This is a genomic window from Klebsiella grimontii (assembly GCF_042137965.1).
Taxonomy (GTDB): Bacteria; Pseudomonadota; Gammaproteobacteria; order Enterobacterales; family Enterobacteriaceae; genus Klebsiella; species Klebsiella grimontii.
Genome location: NZ_CP169721.1, coordinates 2,568,581 through 2,584,796 on the forward strand (window position 1 = coordinate 2,568,581; position 16,216 = coordinate 2,584,796).

Below are 16,216 nucleotides of genomic sequence, written 5' to 3' on the forward strand. Positions count from 1 at the left end.
GCAAAAACCTGGCCAGAATGAGTAGCAGCCCCATTATTTCAATTGATTAAGTTAATTCCTGGCGATAAGATCCGCAAACGCCGTTGCGGGAAAGGTGGCGATTCATAAATAAGAACTATTGATATTCACAATTCCTCTTTTTTCCTTCATCATTTGTCAGCTTTTGCTACTAATAATCAGCGCTTAGCGCAGCATAAGAAAGAAATTTTTTAACTCAAGGCCGGTATGAACTATAAGAATGTACTGAAGAACGCGATATGGCTTGCTCCCCTGGCGATCCTGAGTCTGCAAACGCCTGCGTGGGCCGCAGATGCCAGCAAAACGGCGACCTGCCGGACGGCGCCGCCTGCGGTGGACAAAGACGGTGTGCCGTTACCGCCCGTTGTGGGCAAAGAGGGCGCTCAGCCGGTCTCTGCTAAAGACAAGTCCGGCCACAGCGGCTCAACGGCCAACTGCCAGCCCAAGGCCATCGACAATTAATCATTGACCTCAACCCGGGAGGGACATGGTGCACCCGTTAATTAAGGTGATGCTGGTTGGAGGGAAGGGCGACGGCCTGATGGTTAGCGTTGCCGATAACGCGACGGAGGTTTCCGTGACCCCTGCGCAGTACGGTGCGAAATCCGGCCAGCCGCTGAGCTACAGGATCGTGTCGCAAACCATTGATGATGAATGCTATTTTTTTGGCGTTTTCAACGAGAGCCATGAGGATACGGACAAACTCAAACGCGTGGCGCTAACCCGCGGTATGAAAAAATTCTTCAGTTGAGCCGGTGCCGGGCGGCGATCTGTCGTCCGGTCGGATCATATTTCGTTTTTCTTGTGCCTCCGACACCGTAGCGCAAAACGCTTTTCTCAGTTTCGGGAATCTATGATTAACCATATCCGGATAAAAAATTTCAGATCGGTCAGGGATATTGAGCTGGAACTCGGGGCGCTGAATATCGTCTTTGGCCCCAACGGCTGCGGTAAATCCAATATCTACAAAGCCATCCACCTGTTAACCGCCTGCGCAGACGGGAAGTTCTCCGGCTATATCAGCGATGAGGGCGGTCTGGAAAATATCATGTGGTCCGGGCCGAGCGCGCCGACCGACCGCTTTCCGCGACGGTTGCAGATTGGCTGTCTGACCGATGAGTTTGACTACCAGCTGCAGGTGGGTTTTCCGGAAAAACTGCCTTATCCCACCCAGTTTCAGCTGGATCCGATCGTTAAAGAGGAGTCGATCTGGCTGGCGGGATTTTCCCGACGCCCGTCATCGCGCGTGCTGGAGCGTAAAAATCAGGCCGCGTTCCTGGTCGACGTCAACGGGGAGCGCAGCACCTTTACCGACGCGATTTACGAGAACGAATCGATTTTTGGCCAGTTGGGCGAGCCGCATCGCTTTCCGGAAGTCTCGCGGGTCAGGGAAACCATGCGCCGCTGGCGCTTTTATCACGAATTCAATATCGGCAGGCTCTCGCCGCTGCGCCATCCGACGGTTGGCTATCGCTCGCCGGTGCTCGACAGCGATGGACACAACCTCGCCGCCGCCTTTCAGACCATCGTGGAAATCGGCGCCGAAGAGCTGCTGCATGAGATCCTCGGCGAAGCCTTTCCGGAGTGCACCTTCTACTGTGAAAACGAAAACTCGCGTTTCTCGGTAAAGATGCGCCGCAACGGCGTCTGGCGGCCTTTACTGGCGGCGGAGATGTCCGACGGCACCCTGCGCTTCCTGTGCCTGGCGGTGGCGTTGTTGAGCCCGCGTCCTCCGGCATTTCTGGCCATTAACGAGCCGGAAAACAGCCTGCATCGCCAGATGTTTCCCGCGCTGGCCCGGCTCATTGTCGAAGCTTCGCGCTATAGCCAAATCTGGTTGACCAGCCACTCCGCCGAGCTGGCGGAGCTAATTTCGTCCATGGCGCAAGCACGACTTTACGGGCTGGAAAATCGCGACGGGGAAACGCGGATCGCCGACTAGCGGCACGGGCCTAATCCGGCCCGGAAACGAATCGCCGCCGGAGGCTTTCCGGCGGCCTGGTGTTATGCCGTGGCCGGCAGCAGCGTTTTGCTGCCTTTCAGGGTAAACAGCGAAATAACGGTAAAGCTCAGGGTGATACAGCCCAGGATCAGATAAGCCTGATGGAAGCCGACGGTATCATACATCCGTCCTACCCACGCCGAGAGCACCACGCCTGAAAGCTGTTTCGATAAATTAAAGCCGATCAGGAACAGCGTCGCCGAGAGTTTTGGGTTAAATGCCGAGGAGATATATTTAAAGGTGCCGACCAGCAGGAACGGGATCTCAAACATATGCAGCATTTTTAATATAATGACTTCCACCGCCGAGGTGGCGAAAGACGAGCCTAAAATTCGCACTGACATAATCAACCCGGCAATTAACAGGGCATTCTTGGCGCCAATTCGGTTAATAATCGCCGGCGCGCAGAACATGATCAGCGCATTGAGTAATTCCCCACCGGTGGTCACGAAGCCAAAGACTTCGGTGCCGCGCTGTGGGCTGGAGAAGAAGCCTTTAAAAAAGTTGGCGAACTGCTGGTCGAAAACGTCATAGACGCTGGCGACGCCAACCACGTAAATAATAAAGCCCCAGAAGCGCGGCATCCGCAAAAGCTCGGCGGCGGTACGCATTGAGAAGGCCTGACGGTTGGCGCCCAGGGCGTCAATAACCTCAGCGCTATTGCTGCTCTCCGGTTTTGAGACCCACAACAGCACGCCGAGGATCAGCGCGAAACCGGAGGCGATCCAGAAGGTAATATTGGGGTCGATACTAAACAAAATACCGGTGATGGAGGCGCACAGCGCCCAGCCGACGCAGCCTGAGACGCGCACTTTACCGTATTCAAAACGGTTGGCGCGGCTGACGCGTTCAATATAGGCTTCTACCGCCCCGGAGCCGCTGGAGAAAACGATCCCCAGATATACTCCGCCCACCAGCGCGCCCGCGATGATATTCATCTGCAGCAATGGCGAGAAAACAAAAATAAAGAAGGGGGCAAACAGGATTAATAAAATCGTAATCGTCCACAGCAGATGCTTGCGCAGGCCGAGCTTATCGGAAATCAGGCCAAATACCGGCTGGAAAATGATGGCGAATAGCGAAATGGAGGAGAAGACGATCCCCGTCTCGGTTTTGGTTAAATGGTTAACTTCCGCCAGCCACACCGGAAAAAAAGGAAAGTAGGCTGACATAATGAAATAGTAAAAGAAAAAGAACAGCATGAAATAAATAAAGTTATGCCGTTCTCGTGGCGCGAGTTCAGAGAGTTTCATTGTGAATATTCCATATTATTATGCCTGTCAGGTTGGGGGCTTTCGCCCCCGATTATTATTGGAAGTGAATCGTTAACTGATACTGCCATTGTCTTTCAAGCAGCAGCCACTGTTGCAGCACGCTGGGTGTCCAGGAGTCGTCGCCGCCGATGCCCATGTGTTGAGCATCGAGCGCAATCCAGACGCCTTTTTCTGGCTTCATCCGGTGCCAGTGGTCGGTCTCCATTAACTGCGCGGTGCTATAGGGCTGGACGGAGAAGTGGAAATCGCCCCCTACGTGCCAGCGCCCCCAGTCCAGCGCCTTGCTATCGCAGCGCAGGCCGTTTTCCGTCGGGAAAATGTAAGGGGTGGTCATCTCTTCCAGCGGCAGCTGCCAGCGGGAGAAACAGGCGCTGGTGCGGCGGTCCGGATAGTTCTCGTGCGGGCCGTAGCCCAGCCAGCTGACCGGCTGCTGCTGGTCGGGAACCTGGAACGTCAGCCCGATGCGCGGCAGCGGCGGCAGGGTGCCGGCGCGTTCGCCATCGACCGCCAGATGCAGCTTGCCTTCGCTATCAAACGTCATCCGCCAGTGGCTGACAATCACCACTTCGTCGCCGCGCAGATAGTGCCAGCGGCTATCGATAACCACTTCATGGGCCAGACGCTGCGCGTCGCACGCTACGCAGCGGGCGCTGAGGCCGTACAGCCCGGCGCTTTTCCAGCGTTCGACCCAGGCGTTGGGGTCGATACGCTCCACTTCACTGACGCCAATATCGTTATCCAGCGGCGCGCGCGCAAACTGATCGCGCAGCGGCGTCAGCAGTTGTTCCACGCCGTCCACCTGCCAGCGGGTTAACAGGCCGCTTTCCCGGTCGACCGTCCACTGCTGCGCGCCGCTGCGCACCGTCCAGGCGGCGTTACTGCCGTCCAGCGCTGGCGCCGTGCCGGTAGGGGCAGGGCGACGCAGCGCCAGCGGGGCGGCGAGCGGGAACTGCTGCCAGGCGACGCGATGCCCGGCGTCGGACCAGGCGGTGGCCTGCGGCTGGACGACCTCCAGCGTTAGCCATATCTCTTCGGCGCCGGCGGGCAGCGCCAGCGCCTCGCACAGCGTCAGCTCGCTCTGGCCTTCAGGGCTAAGCTCAAGCTTCACTTGCCCCTCGGCAAAGGTTTCTCCGGCGGCCTGAACCTGCCAGCGCAGCTCTTCGTTATCGGTGGCGCGGAACAGATATTCGCTGCTGACGCCGATCCGCAGCGGGGATTGCGCGAGCAGGGCAAACTGGAAGTACTGCTGCGCGTGTTTGGCCTCAATTAATGAAGGGTGCGGGCGACGGTCGGGGAAAACCAGTCCGTTCATACAGAACTGGCGATCGTTCGGTTTATCGCCAAAATCACCGCCGTAGGCATAGCCAACGCTGCCGTCGTCGAAGGTTTTGCTGATGGCCTGATCCGCCCAGTCCCAGATAAACCCGCCCTGCAGGCGCGGATAGTCGCGAAAGGCCTGCCAGTAATCGGCAAAGTTGCCGAGGCTGTTGCCCATCGCGTGGGCGTATTCGCAGAGGATCAGCGGTCGCTGCTCGCCCGGCAGACTGATCCACTTTTTGATCCCCCATTTTGGCACCGTCGGAATCAGCTGGTCGCGTTCAACGCGGGCGTACATCGGGCAGATAATATCGGTGGTGGTGCTGTCGGCGCCGCCGCCTTCGTACTGCACCGGGCGGGAGGGGTCGTTGCGCTTCAGCCAGTGATACATCGCTTCATGGTTGCCGCCGCCGCCGGATTCATTTCCCAGCGACCAGATAATAATCGACGGGTGGTTGCGGTTGCTTTGCAGCATGCGGCTGACGCGGGCGCTGAAGGCCGGGAGCCAGGCCGGATCGTCGGAAAGACGATTCATCGGCACCATGCCGTGGGTTTCAATATTGGCTTCGTCAACGACGTACAGGCCATAGCGGTTGCACAGCTCATACCAGCGCGGAGCGTTTGGATAGTGCGAGCAGCGCACGGCGTTGAAGTTGTTCTGCTTCATCAGCAGAATATCCTGCACCATGTCCTCTTCGGTCACCACCTGGCCGCGCTGGTGGTGATGCTCGTGGCGGTTGACGCCGCGGATCAGCAGCGGTTTGCCGTTCAGCAGCAGCAGGCCGTTTTTGATTTCAACGCGGCGAAAGCCGATATCCCAGGCTTCCGCCTCGATCGTTTCATCGCCGCGCCACAGGGAGACGACTGCCCGATAGCAGTTTGGCGTTTCCGCGCTCCACAGCGCCGGTTTTTCTACCGGCAGACGAATCGCCGCGCGTTCGGCATAGTTGCCGCGCTCATCGATAATCGGCGAACCCGGCGGCTGGCGGTGGCTGGCGACCAGACGATCCTCATCCCACAGCTCAACCTTCACCGTCAGCTCTTCCAACTGCGCGACCGGCGCGGCAACGCTTACGTTCACCAGCAGTTCGGCATCGCGGTAAAGCGCATCGAGCTGCGGCGTGAGCTGAACGTCGCTGAGGTGCAGGGTCGGTTTGTTCAGCAGCCAGACCGAGCGAAAGATCCCGCTCATGCGCCACATGTCCTGATCTTCAAGCCAGGTTCCCGCGCTCCAGCGCATCACCATGACGCAGATGCGGTTATCGCCGGGCTGAAGGAATGGCGAGAGATCGAAGGCCGCGGGCAGGCGACTGTCCTGCGAGTAGCCGACCCATTCACCGTTGCACCACAGATGAAAAGCTGAATTAACGCCGTCGAAGATTATCTGCGTCTGGCCGTTGGCCTGCCAGTCCTCATCAACGCTGAACGTCAGCGAGTAGCAGCCGGTCGGGTTCTCCTCAGGCACGCGCGGCGGCGTAGTATCGATTGGATAGCGAACGTTGGTGTAGATTGGGGCGTCGTAGCCTTCCATCTGCCAGTTTGATGGCACCGGCGTACTGCGGCTGTCCGGCAGATCGTCTTCCAGCCAGCGGGCATCCACCGCAAACGGGCTGCGGGCCAGGGAAAACTGCCACTGGCCGTCAAGCCGGCGACGAGACGCCGAAGGCCGGTTTTCCCGCGCCGCGTCGGGATCGCGCCAGCTGGCGAACGTCGGGTGGGCCGGTAAACGGTTGAGATGGGTAATGGTCTGGTTTTGCCAGTCTTCGCGGACGAGAACCTGATGAAATGTCGCTCCTGCGGCGGAGATTGAGTCGTGTTGTTGCATACGCATACCTGACGGATAAGTGAGAAAAATGTCATTCGCTAGACAATGTAAATTTGTTATCAGTTATTTTCGTCAGGGCCGCAATAATGGCGAAAATGAAACCCACCGGCGATCACGAAAAGCTGGGAAAAAGGCTGATTTTTGTCGTCCTTTAAACATAAAATGTTAGCGGGCGACATTGAGGGTTCAAAATAGGGAAGGAGCGCGCTATGCAGCGTCGATCGGCAACGCTAGAAGATGTGGCCCGCGAGGCCGGGGTATCCCAGCAGACGGTCTCCCGGGTGCTGAATAATCCGGACGTGGTGTCTGAAAAAACCCGCGATAAAGTGATCCGCGCGATGCAGGCGCTGCGCTATGTGCCGAACCGTTCTGCGCAGCTGCTGGCGGGTAAATCCGCGCCGTCGATTGGGCTGATTACCGCCTCGCTAACGCTGCACGCGCCTTCGCAAATCGCCGCGGCGGTGAAAAGCTATGCGGGTTTGCATCAGCTTGAAGTTTCCATTGCGATGCCGGTGCAGATCGATTATCCGTCGCTGCAGGCCAGGCTCAATGAGTTTCGCGCCCAGCATATTCGCGGCGCGATTATCAGCCTGCCGCTGGAAAGCAGTCTCGCGGAGCGGCTGGTGGCGGAGAATCCCGATATTGCCTGTCTGTTTCTTGACGTCTCGCCGGAGGCCGACGTTTGCAGCGTGCGTTTCGATCACCGCGACGGCTGCGGCGCCTGCGTGCGTCATCTCTGGGACGCCGGGCACCGCGAGTTCGGCCTGCTCGCCGGGCCGGAAAGCTCGATCTCCGCGCGCATGCGCCTGAGCAGCTGGCGCGAGGCGCTGCACCGGCTGGGGGTCAGTAATGCGGTGACGGTATTTGGCGACTGGAGTGCCGCCAGTGGCTGGCACAAAACTTTTGAGCTGCTGCATCACCATCCGCGCATCAGCGCCATCGTGGTGGCTAACGATCAGATGGCGCTTGGTGTACTGAGCGCGCTGGCGCAGCTTAACCGCACCGGCAGCCAGGCTATCTCGGTCACCGGCTATGACGACACGGCGGATAGCCTCTATTTCCAGCCGCCGCTGACCACCGTCGCCCAGGATTTTAATGTTCTCGGGAAGCGGGCGGTAGAGCTGCTCATCCAGCTCATGGCCGCTCCGCAGATAAAAATTCGCGAGCTGCTGCCGACGCGCCTGATTATCCGTCATTCCACCTGGCCCTATGCGGGAGATGAGGAGAGGGAGAAAGGCGAGCTCATTGCGCAGCTCAAAGCGCTGGTGGAAAAGCTGTAAGCAACGGGCCGTTTAGCTTTCATTGATGTTGCGTGTGATAGCTTATTCAACAAACGTACTCAGGGGATTTATCCCCTGAACGTAAAAATGCAAAACACAATCTATCCATGCAAGCATTTATTCACCGCCAGTCACATGGCGGTTTTTTTTGGCCTTTTTTTGCCAACGGGAAATGACGTTATTTTATTTAATTCTGCTGGTTGCGCGTTAAATCGGCTGGGCAAAGCATAAATACGCTGTTTTGTCGCCCGCGTGTCAAAAAGTTTCCCGGGGCTATAGTTTCTGTCCCAGCATAAAATGCTGTAGCGCATGAAGCGACAGAATGCTCTTCTTTTAGCACCATTCGGCTATGCTGAAAGCCAATAGCGGCGAGTAAAGGCAAGGTCATGATGATATTAAAAGGAAAAGAGCACGTTGACTCGGTTGACTGGCAGACGGTGGCGGAGACCATCGCCGCCGCAGGGCTTAATCAGCGGGACGTTGCGCTGGTTGAACGCGCGTTTCGTCATAGTACCTTTTGCTGGTTCGGCTATGAAAACGGTCAGCTCATTGCCGTTGCCCGGGCAATTAGCGACCTGACCTGGTGCAGCTATCTGGCGGATGTCGCGGTGCACCCGCGCTGCCAGGGTAAGGGATACGGCCAGCAACTGATGCGGGCGGTCAGCGATGAGCTGCGGCCGTACGGCAAAACCTTTATCTACTCGGTGGTGGATAAAATAGATTTCTATCGCCGCTTCGGTTTTGAATTGCTGGCCACGGGCATGGTTTGCGCCAGCGAAGAGACGATAGCGCGTATGCGGGAACAGGGATTTGTTGGCTAGCAAATACCGCTTAAAAAAATGCATATACCAAACCTGAGTCGGCTATAGCCGGCCCAGTTAATGATGACAGATAGCCTGGGTTAAAAGGGTAAACTGTGTTACACAGTCTCATTCTCCTGGCAAACATCTGGATGGGATTATGCTGACCACTCTGATTTACAGAAGTCAGATGCATTTAACACAAGAAACCGATCTCATACTGCTGGTTGAAAAAGCGAATGCTGAGAACGCAGCACGCGGGATTACGGGCATACTTCTTTTAAAAGATAATGTTTACCTTCAGATACTTGAGGGCGATGAGTGCGTGCTTGAGCAGCTATTCAGCAAGATCAAGCAAGACGAACGCCACTCTCAGGTTGTCGAGCTGATGCGTGATTACGCGCCGCGCCGGCGCTTTGAAAACGTAGGGATGATGTTTTTTGACCTGAATAAACTGCAAACCGCTGACGTCCTGAGAAAGGTGCGTCAGCTTAGCCAGCTGAAAGGTTATCTTTCCACCGAAGAGCGCGTCTATAAATTTATCCATACTTTTATCAGTCAAAAAAGCGTTGCCGCGCCGTCACCCTTTTTACGGCCTGACCAATGGTCGCTTCATTCGCGTAAACATACATTTCATGTGCCGCAAGAATCGTTTTTTGCCGGTCAATGCTGTCAGTTTGCTTTCCAGCCCATTATCGAACCGTTGGCCGGGAATATCACTTCGCTTGAAGCGCTTATTCGTGATAAAGAGGGCGGCAGTCCTGCTAATTTCTTTGCCTCGATTCCGCAAGAGCAACGTTATGAAGTTGATCTCAAAGCGAAATCAGTTGCCTTTGCCCTTGCGAAAGAAATCAATATTGGCGACCATAAAATATCCATTAATATCCTTCCGATGTCGCTGGTTGTTATTCCTGACGCCATTGAATACCTGTTGCAGGAAATAAAAAAACAGGGGCTGGTACCCGAACAGGTGATCGTGGAGGTGACGGAAGATGAAATGATCTCCGGTTTTAGCCAGTTCAGCAGCGCGATAAAAAAACTGCGCGTCTCTGGTATGGGGCTGGCAATTGATGATTTTGGCGCCGGTTATGCTGGACTCTCGTTGTTGACAAAAATTCAGCCTGATAAAGTTAAAATCGATCGCGAGATTATTACCGACATCCATCAGAGCGGCCCTAAACAGGCGGTGGTAAGATCGATCATCAACTGCTGCCGTGAACTTGAGATTGCCGTGGTTGCTGAAGGCATAGAGCGGATAGAGGAGTGGTGCTGGCTCGAATCTGCGGGTATCAAACGTTTCCAGGGCTTTTTATTTGCCACGCCGAAAGTCAACGGCGTCGGTGACATACGCTGGCCTGTGAAAAAAAGTGAAGTCTGATATGCCTTAATATACTGAGCGGTTTGCCTCCAGCAGCAGCGCAGGCGAGTAGAAATGGAGTATTCAACCTGGATCATCCCTGTTTTCTGAAGCTGAACGGTATTTGCTGAACCGGCCAAGCGTTGATGATGGCCGGTAAGCTCATGCCTAACTGCAAGCTATGCCTATTCTCAATCTATAACAAACTGACCTTTGTTAATCATCGAGCCCGTCATGACTGATTTCATCTTCGTGGGTGTTTATCAACTGCGTGAGCGCTATTTGTTCCTGAAACTTGGTCAGAAGCAGTTCTGCGTCCGTCTTCAGAACGTCTTCAGATGATTCCAGTACCGAATTTATCGCTTTCGTTACGCTGCTAACTAATTCCGCGACGCCGCCTTCCTTGCCAATAGCAAGCATCAGAGCGCTAATGAGCAAAGACTGCGCCTCGACCTGGGCAGCAAGCTGCTTACTTTCGGCATCCATGGCAGAAATTTTAGCAATTATGCTGAGAATGACATTATTCATTGTATCCCTCAAATCAATCAATTAGAGCGGGTTGTTGATGGCTATATTCGACGTTGACAGTCCGAAATAACCATAGAACATAAATATGCCAGAAAAAATATCAGTAGCGATAGTCAGGTTTTAGACATCACCAAAATAAAGCATGAAAACGCGCCGCTCCCTCTTCCCTCCAACGATCGCGCCCGACAGCGCGCAAGAGAGCATGAAGAGAGCGGTTGTTGACAAGAAAGACGGCAGACTTGAAGTTGTGTTAAGCCCGGCCGACCTCTGATGTTTCTTGCTTCAGCATCAACGCGTAGCGGGCGAAGCGGAAAATTTTAGGATGTTTGGCCGGGAGGACAAACGCGTTTGCAAGAGCGGCTATCTCTGTCCATCAAGCTGCGGCATGGTCTGACGCCCGACCATGAATATGGCTCATGTTGTAATGAAATTAACTCGCTTTTACTCATCTAATGACTCTGGCATAACATGCTGTATTCGATATAGATAATATGAAGATGAAGACCGCTTATGGAAGCGTGCGCCAGCCTGCAACCATCAGAAAGGACTGCGGTTTTTCTCTCAGAACTTAGGATGCACATCTGCGATGAATCAACAATTTACCTATACTATTAAACGCACTTTGTTTGATGAAAACTATAACCCCTCTGAAAATACGCGTATTACAACCAACTTTGCTAATTTAGCCAGAGGGGAAAATCGCCGGGAGAATCTGCGCAACACGTTAGCCATGATAAACAACCGTTTCAACAACCTGGCGCATTGGGATAATCCCAAAGGCGATCGCTACGCGGTTGAGCTGGAAATTATTTCAGCCGAAATGAAGATCAACGCCACCGGCGATACTTTTCCGGTGATTGAAATATTGCAAACCGGCATTATTGACAAAAAGACGGATAAACGCATTGACGGTATTGTCGGCAATAATTTCTCCTCGTACGTTCGCGATTACGACTTTAGCGTAGTGTTGTTAGAACATAATAAAGGGCGAGCAGGTTTTAGCATTCCCGAGGGGTTTGGCGATTTACACGGCAATATATTTAAAGATTTCGTCAATTCAGCGCAGTACAAGGCCAATTTCAAAAAAACACCGGTCATCTGCCTTAGCGTCTCCAGCAAAGACACCTATCACCAGACCGGAAATCAACACCCGGTGTTGGGCCTCGAATACCGGCCTACCGCCTCATCGTTGACTGAGCAATATTTTGGCAAAATGGGCCTGCAGGTTCGTTATTTTATGCCGAAAAACAGCGTCGCGCCTCTGGCATTTTATTTTTCGGGGGATTTGCTGAGCGATTATACGAGTCTTGAGCTGATTAGCACCATCAGCACGATGGAGACGTTCCAGAAGATATACCGCCCGGAGATTTACAATGCGAACTCTGCTGCAGGACTCTGCTACCAGCCCGATCTGCATCATCAGGACCATTCGTTAACAAAAATTGTTTACGACCGTGAAGAGCGCAGCCAGCTGGCGGTAGAGCAGGGGAAGTATACCGAAGAGCATTTTATTAAACCGTATAAAAATATTCTGCAGCAATGGTCTGCTCATTACGCTCTTTAAGACATCGCATAGATAAGGTTATCGATAATGAAAAAATTATTACCAACTTCAACGGCTGGCAGCTTACCGAAACCCTCCTGGCTTGCTGAGCCGGAGAAACTGTGGTCTGCCTGGAAATTACACGATCAGGAATTAATCGACGGCAAAAAAGATGCGCTGAGTTTGTCCTTATTCGACCAACTGCGCGCCGGTATCGATATCGTCAGCGATGGCGAGCAAACGCGTCAGCATTTTGTCACCACGTTTATCGAGCATCTCAGCGGCGTTGATTTTGAAAAACGCGAAGTCGTTAAAATCCGCAATCGCTACGACGCGAGCGTACCAACCGTGGTAGGGGCCGTTGAGCGACAAAAACCGGTATTCGTTGAAGATGCGCGTTTTTTGCGTCAGCTGACCAAACAACCGATTAAATGGGCGCTGCCGGGTCCCATGACCATGATTGATACGCTTTATGACGCTCATTATAAAAGCCGCGAAAAACTGGCCTGGGAATTTGCGAAGATACTTAACCAGGAAGCCAAAGAGCTGGAGGCCGCCGGCGTCGACATTATTCAGTTTGATGAGCCAGCCTTTAATGTGTTTTTTGATGAGGTCAATGATTGGGGCATCGCGGCGTTAGAAAGAGCGATCGAAGGGCTTAAATGCGAAACCGCGGTCCATATCTGCTATGGATACGGCATCAAGGCCAATACCGACTGGAAAAAAACGTTGGGAACCGAGTGGCGCCAATATGAAGAAGCGTTCCCTAAGCTGCAAACATCCAACATCGATATTATCTCACTGGAGTGCCATAACTCGCGGGTGCCTATGGATCTGCTCGAGCTGATTCGCGGTAAAAAAGTCATGGTTGGAGCCATAGATGTGGCAACCAATACCATTGAAACGCCGGAAGAGGTGGCCGCGACTTTACGCAAAGCGCTCCAGTTTGTGGAAGCTGATAAACTCTATCCGTCAACCAACTGCGGCATGGCGCCGTTATCTCGCCGGGTTGCTGCAGGTAAACTGCAGGCGTTAAGCGCCGGGGCGGAGATTATCCGCAGGGAGCTCCAGGGAAAATAGCCCGCTGGCAAAGGGCAGGAAAGCATCGCCGTTGCTGGCAGATGTCTAGCGAATGCGGCAGCGGCGCTGCTGCTGGCTCTGCTTTAATATCTCACGGAGCGGTTATCGGCAGGGAAATACTCATACGCAGCGTCGCTAGTTACTTAAAATATTTATCCAGTGGATCGTAATGGCGGTATTTTCTAAAGAAAAACAGCCAGTAGATAAAGCCCAGAATAGCGCCCAGCCCGGCAAACTGCAGATAAAGCGTTTTACGCCGGACAAGCAGGTCGACAAATGAATACGCGCTTTTCCACATATCAATAATGCCACCGTTTATCACCAGATCTGTAAACAGCGCAAGCGCCGGCAGGGCAACGGCGTACGCGGCCAGAAGGTATAAAAGGGCCGCAATCCTCATTTTGGTATTGATGTGCATGTGCCGTTCCTTGTCCGTGTTTTTAAAACATAACATAGCTTATCAAGAACCAGCCTGCGATCGGCATTAGCCGATGCGGACACGATCGTTGGCTCCGAAAGGACCATTTGGATATGAAATCCAGATGGTCCTTACTGCCTGCTGCTAGTGATTATGATCTCTGAGAAACACGGTTAATACATCCTTAGGCGGGGTCACGCCACATTCAGAAAGCAACCAACCGACAGCGCCGCGATGATACGTACCATGAAAAAGTACATGATTGAGCATATCCAGTGCTTTCATTTCACCCTTCCCGCCATCGACAAAGCGGAATTCTATACTATGCGAAAAATCAACGGCGCTCATGGTGCTCACATATTGAATATTCCAGTCTGTACATTCGGTCATCTTTGACAAAAGTTCATCAGCAGACGGTGTCTCTGGCGTATTAAGCGCTGTGTAACCGTGTTTTTGCCCGCTAATATTAGCCCTGAAAATCATATCCACCACATAAATATGATTCATGAGCCTGAGCATAAGATGGTGTTTATGGGCATAAACCGAGGTATCAACACGTTTTATTGCTTGTAACGTTTCTGCGTCTATCCATTGCTTATACTTAAATAACGTAACTACCTGATCCGCACCCATATATCGCCTCCGTTTTACATTAAACCATCATATCAGCAACATATGCAGAGGGAAATCTTCTCATCCTGACAGGCAGCACCCTGCAGTAGAAATTATGTCATTCCTTTGAATCAGCGTGTCGTTTTTGCTGCGAATGCAATACGGCTGCTTTTTGTCACCTCGTTTTTTCATTCAAACCCGCTATCAACAAATAAAGATAACCCAACCATGTACCCTGGCGGCGTGAAAAATCCGCTGCTTGTCGCATGCATAAGATCTATCGAGCAATATTTTGTATTTAAGGTGAAGGTTAATTTCACATCATGGAGGCTGAATTTTCGGCGCAAATATCGAATAAATGTGAAAATCAAATGGACATCAGATTACAAATCATTACATTTGATTTCACAACATTTCAGAAAACGGAGTTTTTGATGTCGTGTGTGTCATTTCCCAGGTATGGGATTCTGCTGGGCAGCCTCACTGCAACAGCCCTCCCGGCAGCGCCCCTGAGTCCTGCGGACCAGAATGCCATTGAGCAACAACAAAAGGCATTGCTGGAACAGACGCAACAGCAGCGCGATATGCTCCGCCATTCCACATCCGCGCCCTCTCTCCCGGAAGCACCCCCTTCAGAACCAGACGGTCAGTGTTTTCAGCTCCGGTATATCCGGCTGGAGAACGTCACAGTGCTCCCGCGCTCTGCCGTGCGAAAACTGACGACCATCCCGGAACAGGGCTGTATGACGCTCCCGGATATCCGGGAGCGGGTGCGGGATGTCACCCAGGACTACCTTTCCCGGGGATTCATCACTTCACGCGCCTGGCTACCGGAACAGGATATTTCCGGAGGAACGCTGGTCATTGCCGTCACAGAAGGGAAGGTGGAAGCCGTCACGCTGGAGGGGCATGAGGAAAATGCCATCAGGATGGCTTTTCCCCGGGCGGAGGGCCGGGTACTCAATCTCCGTGACGCTGAACAGGGTCTGGAGCAGCTTAACCGCCTGAACTCACGTCCACTGACCGTAGATATTCTGCCGGGGAGCCGGGAAGGTTTTTCCCGGGTAACGCTGGTACCGGTCAGCCAGCGTTTTCCCGTCAGTCTTGATGTGGGCGCAGATAACAGCGGGCAGAAAAGTACCGGCAGCGGACAGCTGAATGCCCGTCTGACAGCAGACAATCCGCTGAGCCTGGCGGACCAGTGGACGCTGGCCGCAGGCAGGGACAGTGAGTTTCACCATGACAGACGCAGCCGTAATATTCAGGCCGGCGTTTCGGTTCCTTACGGGTACTGGTTGTTCAGCGCGCAATATGCGTGGTCCGATTTTTATCAGACGCTTTCTGTTAGTGGAGCCCCGCAGCGCTGGCGCTATGAAGGCACCGTGCAGTCACAGCGGCTGGCCGCCAGCCGGACGCTACTGCGTGACGGTAATCAACGTCTGGCGCTGGATGTCGCCTTATCCCGCCGGAAAACCGAAAACCGGCTGGGCGGCGTACGTCTTGACGTCAGCAGCCCGACGCTCAGCAGCGTGACTGCCGGACTGAGCTACAGCCGGAGTATCGGTGGAGGCTATCTCACGCTGGGTCCGTCCCTTTCTCACGGCGTCCCGTTCGCCGGCGCGACACGGGATGACCCGGCGCATCCCGGCCTGCCCCGCAGCGAATTCCGGCGCTTCAACGTTAGCGCAAGCTGGTTTTACCCCATGACATCCTCTGTGTACTGGCTGACCTCAGCCTGGGGGCAGACCACGCCTGACAGACTTTATGCCAGTGAGCAACTGTCCGTCGGAGGGCAGTATTCGGTCAGGGGGTTTAAAGAGCAGTATCTCAGCGGTAACCGCGGCAGCTACTGGCGCAATGAACTGACATGGCAATGGATGACGGTGCCGGGCGTGGGGGCATTCTCAGCAACGGGTGCACTGGATACCGGGCATGTCATGCGCCAGGAAGGGATAACCGACGGCGGAACGCTGACAGGGGCTTCCGTCGGACTGGAGCTGGCTGGCCGCTGGTTCAGCCAGTCCCTGACGCTGGGGGTGCCGCTGTCGTACCCTGACAGACTCTCTCCGGATAAACACGTGGTTTACTGGCAGGCCACCGTTTCACTTTAACTGCCGGCACACAGCAGGGGCTATGACGGCTCCTTAATACAGGATGTTCTG

General features: G+C 53.9%; 14 protein-coding genes. 9 read left to right on the top strand and 5 right to left on the bottom strand.

Annotation, left to right across the window (positions count from 1 at the left end; all coding sequences use genetic code 11):
* Positions 1 to 225 precede the first annotated feature (225 nt).
* From ACE3MN_RS12190 to ACE3MN_RS12200, 3 genes are all read left to right on the top strand, one after another.
* The gene (locus tag ACE3MN_RS12190) at positions 226 to 480 is read left to right on the top strand and encodes a hypothetical protein (RefSeq protein WP_004136271.1); all 255 of its coding nucleotides are present in this window, start codon (positions 226 to 228) and stop codon (positions 478 to 480) included.
* A gap of 28 nt (positions 481 to 508) precedes the next feature.
* Complete coding sequence (locus tag ACE3MN_RS12195; RefSeq protein ID WP_004136273.1) at positions 509 to 769, top strand: hypothetical protein; 261 nt, start codon at positions 509 to 511, stop codon at positions 767 to 769.
* 102 nt (positions 770 to 871) lie between these two features.
* The gene (locus ACE3MN_RS12200; protein ID WP_004119778.1) at positions 872 to 1,960 is read left to right on the top strand and encodes an AAA family ATPase; all 1,089 of its coding nucleotides are present in this window, start codon (positions 872 to 874) and stop codon (positions 1,958 to 1,960) included.
* A 62-nt stretch (positions 1,961 to 2,022) separates the two neighbouring features.
* On the opposite strand, the gene ACE3MN_RS12205 is transcribed toward ACE3MN_RS12200, so the two are convergent.
* Both ACE3MN_RS12205 and ACE3MN_RS12210 read right to left on the bottom strand, forming a co-directional pair.
* The gene (locus ACE3MN_RS12205) at positions 2,023 to 3,273 is read right to left on the bottom strand and encodes an MFS transporter (protein ID WP_004119781.1); all 1,251 of its coding nucleotides are present in this window, start codon (positions 3,271 to 3,273) and stop codon (positions 2,023 to 2,025) included.
* A 55-nt stretch (positions 3,274 to 3,328) separates the two neighbouring features.
* Positions 3,329 to 6,436, bottom strand: coding sequence for a beta-galactosidase (locus tag ACE3MN_RS12210; RefSeq protein WP_102649758.1), 3,108 nt, complete (start codon positions 6,434 to 6,436; stop codon positions 3,329 to 3,331).
* Positions 6,437 to 6,645: 209 nt separating this feature from the next.
* On the opposite strand from ACE3MN_RS12210, the gene ACE3MN_RS12215 reads away from it, so the two are divergent.
* From ACE3MN_RS12215 to ACE3MN_RS12225, 3 genes are all read left to right on the top strand, one after another.
* A complete protein-coding gene (locus ACE3MN_RS12215; protein ID WP_049131964.1) occupies positions 6,646 to 7,716 on the top strand; it encodes a LacI family DNA-binding transcriptional regulator in 1,071 nt (356 codons plus the stop codon).
* Between the two features lie 386 nt (positions 7,717 to 8,102).
* Positions 8,103 to 8,537 (top strand): GNAT family N-acetyltransferase, encoded by a 435-nt coding sequence (locus ACE3MN_RS12220; RefSeq protein ID WP_004119786.1) that lies wholly within the window; start codon positions 8,103 to 8,105, stop codon positions 8,535 to 8,537.
* 139 nt (positions 8,538 to 8,676) lie between these two features.
* Entirely contained in the window at positions 8,677 to 9,894 is a 1,218-nt protein-coding gene (locus ACE3MN_RS12225; protein WP_049085585.1) for a diguanylate phosphodiesterase, read from the top strand.
* Positions 9,895 to 10,089: 195 nt separating this feature from the next.
* Here the strand turns inward: ACE3MN_RS12225 and iraP are convergent, their stop codons facing one another.
* Positions 10,090 to 10,401, bottom strand: coding sequence for an anti-adapter protein IraP (gene iraP / locus ACE3MN_RS12230; RefSeq protein WP_004136287.1), 312 nt, complete (start codon positions 10,399 to 10,401; stop codon positions 10,090 to 10,092).
* Between the two features lie 586 nt (positions 10,402 to 10,987).
* Between iraP and ACE3MN_RS12235 the strand changes: the two genes are divergently transcribed.
* Both ACE3MN_RS12235 and ACE3MN_RS12240 read left to right on the top strand, forming a co-directional pair.
* Positions 10,988 to 11,965 (top strand): DUF1852 domain-containing protein, encoded by a 978-nt coding sequence (locus ACE3MN_RS12235; protein WP_024358047.1) that lies wholly within the window; start codon positions 10,988 to 10,990, stop codon positions 11,963 to 11,965.
* A 27-nt stretch (positions 11,966 to 11,992) separates the two neighbouring features.
* On the top strand, positions 11,993 to 13,024 hold the full coding sequence (locus tag ACE3MN_RS12240; protein WP_004136288.1) for a methionine synthase: 1,032 nt from the start codon (positions 11,993 to 11,995) through the stop codon (positions 13,022 to 13,024).
* 139 nt (positions 13,025 to 13,163) lie between these two features.
* Here ACE3MN_RS12240 and ACE3MN_RS12245 read toward each other — a convergent pair whose 3' ends face one another.
* Positions 13,164 to 13,442: a hypothetical protein gene (locus tag ACE3MN_RS12245; protein WP_101868191.1), complete on the bottom strand. Its 279-nt coding sequence runs from the start codon at positions 13,440 to 13,442 to the stop codon at positions 13,164 to 13,166.
* 144 nt (positions 13,443 to 13,586) lie between these two features.
* Complete coding sequence (locus ACE3MN_RS12250) at positions 13,587 to 14,075, bottom strand: DinB family protein (protein WP_004136292.1); 489 nt, start codon at positions 14,073 to 14,075, stop codon at positions 13,587 to 13,589.
* A 668-nt stretch (positions 14,076 to 14,743) separates the two neighbouring features.
* On the opposite strand from ACE3MN_RS12250, the gene ACE3MN_RS12255 reads away from it, so the two are divergent.
* On the top strand, positions 14,744 to 16,165 hold the full coding sequence (locus tag ACE3MN_RS12255; protein WP_375364374.1) for a ShlB/FhaC/HecB family hemolysin secretion/activation protein: 1,422 nt from the start codon (positions 14,744 to 14,746) through the stop codon (positions 16,163 to 16,165).
* Positions 16,166 to 16,216: the final 51 nt, after the last annotated feature.

Bases quoted from the DNA above. Each gene is read 5' to 3' on its own strand.
- ACE3MN_RS12235 (WP_024358047.1), top strand. From the start codon at position 10,988: ATGAATCAACAATTTACCTATACTATTAAACGCACTTTGTTTGATGAA.
- ACE3MN_RS12200 (WP_004119778.1), top strand. From the start codon at position 872: ATGATTAACCATATCCGGATAAAAAATTTCAGATCGGTCAGGGATATT.
- ACE3MN_RS12210 (WP_102649758.1), bottom strand. From the start codon at position 6,436: ATGCAACAACACGACTCAATCTCCGCCGCAGGAGCGACATTTCATCAG.
- ACE3MN_RS12245 (WP_101868191.1), bottom strand. From the start codon at position 13,442: ATGCACATCAATACCAAAATGAGGATTGCGGCCCTTTTATACCTTCTG.
- ACE3MN_RS12205 (WP_004119781.1), bottom strand. From the start codon at position 3,273: ATGAAACTCTCTGAACTCGCGCCACGAGAACGGCATAACTTTATTTAT.
- ACE3MN_RS12215 (WP_049131964.1), top strand. From the start codon at position 6,646: ATGCAGCGTCGATCGGCAACGCTAGAAGATGTGGCCCGCGAGGCCGGG.
- ACE3MN_RS12190 (WP_004136271.1), top strand. From the start codon at position 226: ATGAACTATAAGAATGTACTGAAGAACGCGATATGGCTTGCTCCCCTG.
- ACE3MN_RS12225 (WP_049085585.1), top strand. From the start codon at position 8,677: ATGCTGACCACTCTGATTTACAGAAGTCAGATGCATTTAACACAAGAA.
- ACE3MN_RS12220 (WP_004119786.1), top strand. From the start codon at position 8,103: ATGATGATATTAAAAGGAAAAGAGCACGTTGACTCGGTTGACTGGCAG.
- iraP (WP_004136287.1), bottom strand. From the start codon at position 10,401: ATGAATAATGTCATTCTCAGCATAATTGCTAAAATTTCTGCCATGGAT.
- ACE3MN_RS12240 (WP_004136288.1), top strand. From the start codon at position 11,993: ATGAAAAAATTATTACCAACTTCAACGGCTGGCAGCTTACCGAAACCC.
- ACE3MN_RS12250 (WP_004136292.1), bottom strand. From the start codon at position 14,075: ATGGGTGCGGATCAGGTAGTTACGTTATTTAAGTATAAGCAATGGATA.